The following is a 4,251-nucleotide window of genomic DNA, read 5'->3' on the forward strand; positions in this document are numbered from 1 at the left end:
CCCGGGCGGTCGACCTCCTTCAGAACGGCGCCGTGAAGGCCTATCCCGGCTACCCGCACGGCATGCTGACCACACACGCGGATGTGCTCAACCCGGATCTGCTCTCGTTCATCGCGTCCTGATCGACCGCTGGCTCCGAAAGTCCGCATTCGAGCAGGGCGTGTGAGCTCGGACCGACGGACGCGAGCTGAAGCGGCTAAGACGCGACGAAGTCACTCAGGTCGGCGGCCCGACCGAACAGATGGCCCTGCGCCAGGCCACATCCGGCCATGAAGACTGTCTCAGCCTGCTCAGCGGTTTCGATTCCCTCGGCAATAACCTTGAGGCCCAGGGCTTCACAGAGCCCGATGACTGAGCGATACAGCGTGAGGTTACGTCCCGGCTCGACACCTGTCGCCAGCCCGCGGTCGAGTTTCACGATCTGCACCGGCAACTCGTGCCAATAGGTCAGCGAGTTGTACCCGGCGCCGAAGTCGTCCAGGGCCACTCTGAGGCCCAGGCCATTGAGTCGCCTGATGGCCGCCGCGGCGTCGGCGAGGTCCACAATGGGCACCGTCTCGGTGATCTCCAGGACGACGCGTTGCGGCGGCAGCCCGTGCCGGTCGAGCGTGCGGCTGATCACCCGTTCGAAATCGACGCTGCCCAATCGCGCGGCACCGATGTTGATGTGAACGTCCAGTGCGATGCCGGACGAGTTGATGTCCGCGCAGGCTCGATCGAGTACCAGGGCATCGAGTTCCGCCCCCATGCCGTTGGCTTCGGCCAGGGACACGAAGGTCTGGGGAGGAATCTGGATGCCGCTCGGTGTGGTCCAGCGGGCAAGCGCCTCGACGGCGACTCGGTTGCCCTCCGGCAGGCCGACGATCGGTTGGTACTTCAGCCGAAAGCCTTGTGGAGCACCACCGTTCGCTTGCCGGAGCGCCGTCGGGAAATCCTCGGCCTCGGTGAACGCCGGCCGGTAGACCACCGCGGTGTCCTTGCCCAGCCGCTTTCCGGTGTACATCGAGATGTCGGCCTGCCTCAGGAGATCATCGGAGGTACGAGGCAGACCGTCGCATCCGGGACTCACCAGGCCCATGCTGGCACGCACCCGCACCGACGTGCCGTGTACCGAGAACGGGCTGCGAAGGGCAAGCCGCAGCTGATCGGCGACGAGTTCGGGGGCGTCCACGACACCCGTGATGAGGATGGCGAATTCGTCTCCGCCGACACGAGCCAGTGTGTCGTCGGCGCCAAGGCAATCCCTGAGCCGCCCGCTGATCGCGCATAGCAGCTCATCACCGGCCGCGTGCCCGAATCGGTCGTTGACCACTTTGAAATCGTCGATGTCGACGAAGATCAGTACGAACGGTCCATCGCGTATGGCTTCGTTCAGCCGCTGCGCCAAGAACAACCGATTGGGCAGGTGGGTCAACGGATCGTGATGAGCCTGATGAGCGAGGCGGCTTTTGGCGTCGATGAGCTGTTCGGTGAGCGTCCGCTGCACGCGCATCGCCACCAGGTAGCGGGTCGAGACGAGCACGGCCATCGCAACATACGTGCCGATGAAGACGGGATCGACTTGGTGTCCGATGAGCTCGTGGAAAGTGACGAGAGCGGTGCTGCCCATGAATCCCACGTACGGCAGGGTGAGCTGCGCCCAGTTGATCGGTATCTCTTCTTCGTGCTCGGGGCGGGCGCGTGGCGGAAAATCCAACAAACTCCATGCGATCAGCAGCGGCGCGATGACGAATCCGGTGCCGACCCACAAGTCCAGTTGCGTCACTCCGACGCTGCGAAGGTAGGCCAGCAGCCGGTCCGAAGACGTCAGGGTGATCACCGCGGCGGCAAGCAGCATGTAATTGGTCCGGCCCGGCCGATACGGCGGATACCACATCGCCAGCAGCAGGGCGCTCACCACCACGACGATCTCGACTACCGCGATACCGGTTACGACTGCGGTGTTGGTCGACCGTGGCAAGGCGGCTCCGTGCATGGCCCCCAGCCGGGCGACATAGACCAGGTGGAAGAACGCCAGAGTCGCCAGCAGTCCATCAAGGGCGGTGGTGATTACGTTCTGCCGTCCCACCATCCACGTTCGCGCCAGCGCTCCGTCACCGGACCGTACCAGCAGCAGTATCGCCGCGCCGAACAGCAGGCCGGCAACGAAATAGCCGACGACCGCGGACGTTGGCGCCGTCGCGCCGATATCGGCCACCCGGACTCGCTGGGATAGGGCCTCGGCGGCGAGGAAGGTGGCGATGGCTGCCAGCAGGGTCACGCGCCACCATCGTGCACGGGCGGCTACCCGTCGAACGACAACCAGCCCGGCGAGTAGCGCCACAACGCACAACATCGCTTCAAGAACGAACTGCGCCCGCTGTGCCGTCGCCACCCCCCACAACCCGAACGCATTGAATGCTGCCGCAGCAACGACGACAGCCGACAGCCCGTAACCCATGCGGCGGCTCAAAAACCGCAACGCGCCCCCTCCAGCCCGCGGTATGACGTGTAGATCTTGGCAGAACAGGGCGGCGCTGGGACCGTTATCGCTTATGCCAGGGAAACCTCAAAGAGTTTTGCAGCAAAGATGAGGCGGAATCGCCTGAAGGCCTGGCAGATGGCCATCCGGCCAGGGAACTCGGGCAGTGCGTCGCGCTGGCGCGAGACGAATCTGTGCCTGGGTAGTGCGGGATGCCGCATAGCCTCGGCTACACCGCGATTCCCTCGATGATGCTGAGCGGAGATACGGTCTCGACGACGTGAGTCAAGCGAAAACCGGCTTGGTCCAACAGCCGGCCGTATTCGTCCGCGGTGCGTTCGCGAGCGCCGGCGACGACCAGCATCTCGAGGTCCACCCACTTGCCGTGGAAGTCGCGGTCGTGCTCGGGAATGACGAACTCGCAGAGCAACAGGCGCACACCGGCGCGAGCTGAGGCGCGGACATTGGTGAGGATGCGCACCGCGTCGTCCTTGGGCCAGTCGTGAATGACGTTCTTGAGCACATACGCGTCGCCGCCCTCCGGTGCGGAATCGAAGAACGAGCCCTTTTCGATCCGGACGCGGTGGTCGACACCGTACTTGCGAAGCAACTCCGGGGCGCCCGCCACGACCTCCGGAAGATCAAACAGCACCCCGCGCGAATTCGGAGCCGTCTGCAGGATCGCCGCCAACAGTCGACCGTGTCCGCCGCCGACATCGACGATCGTGCCGAAGGCATCGAAGTCGTAGGCGGCCGTCAAAGGCACGGTCGCGAATTCGGACACATTGGTCATGGCCGTGTTGAAGATCTCCGCCAGCTCCCCTTCCTCGGCCAGGTACTCGAAGGCCGGTTTGCCGCGAAGCTCTGGGATGACCGCCTTCCCGGTCCGGATCGCATCGGTCAGGTGGCTCCAGTGCTCGCGATGCTGCGGCGATCCGACCCACCGCGCCATCCCGGACATCGAGATGGGCGCGTGGGTGCGCAGCGTGTCCCCCAGTGGGGTGAGCGCATAGCGCCCGTCACGGCGCTGCCGGAAGATCCCGATGCCGATCAACGCGCGCATGAGCCGCCTCAGGGCGTCGGCGTCGGCGCCGATCCGGTCTGCCAGCTGGTCGCCGGACAGCGGGCCGCCCGCCAGGGCATCCGCCACGCCAAGGTCCGCTGCGGACGTGATCGCTTGCGCGACCCAAGCGTTCAGGATCAACTCCATCATCACCGCCGCGGGCGGAGCGGAGCGTTGGCGCAGCCGCGACAACTGGTGGCGGACCCGTTCGACGGCTCGCGCGACACTGACCGGCGGAACCTTCGACGTCACGTGACTCCCCTTCTCCCTGGCATCGCCATCATGGACGCTTCGTACCGGCGACTGCCCTCGCGCGCGCCAGGAAAGCCACGATAGAGCAGTCAAACTCGTTCGCCTCAGCGCTCGTGCTGTAAACCCTCGAACCCGCTTCGAACTATGCCCGGAGATCGGGAATATTTCAACAGTGATTGAAATAGTGGCGCGTTCGACCTATAGTTCTGACAAGGGGGTCGGATGAGCGGAGGCCGTCATGTCACGTCTGGTCACGAAGGTCGTCGTTGCGGCGATCCTCGCATTCACCGCGGTAACGGCGACCGGATGCGTTCCGGCAGCCACGGTTGGACCGCCTTTGGGCGTCGCGGCGGGGTAAAGCGGCTACGGTCGAACGGCGAGGGGCGCGCCATCAGGGTGCTTATCGCCAATCGCGTTGGGGCAGAATAGAACCGGTCTAGCCGTCGCCCTTGCCGCGTGACGCATCATTCGCGGC

Annotated in this window: 2 protein-coding genes; both read right to left on the minus strand. The window is 65.0% G+C overall.

Features of this window, described 5'->3' with window-relative positions; translation table 11 throughout:
* Window positions 1-196: 196 nt before the first annotated feature.
* A complete protein-coding gene (locus A5701_RS26685) occupies window positions 197-2,260 on the minus strand; it encodes a bifunctional diguanylate cyclase/phosphodiesterase (protein ID WP_231968793.1) in 2,064 nt (687 codons plus the stop codon).
* 430 nt (window positions 2,261-2,690) lie between these two features.
* Window positions 2,691-3,776 carry a methyltransferase gene (locus tag A5701_RS26690; protein ID WP_067761276.1) on the minus strand — a complete coding sequence of 362 codons (1,086 nt, stop codon included), beginning with the start codon at window positions 3,774-3,776 and terminating at the stop codon, window positions 2,691-2,693.
* Window positions 3,777-4,251 lie beyond the last annotated feature (475 nt).

It is taken from the genome of Mycobacterium sp. E3305, from assembly GCF_001666785.1.
Classification (GTDB): domain Bacteria; phylum Actinomycetota; class Actinomycetes; order Mycobacteriales; family Mycobacteriaceae; genus Mycobacterium.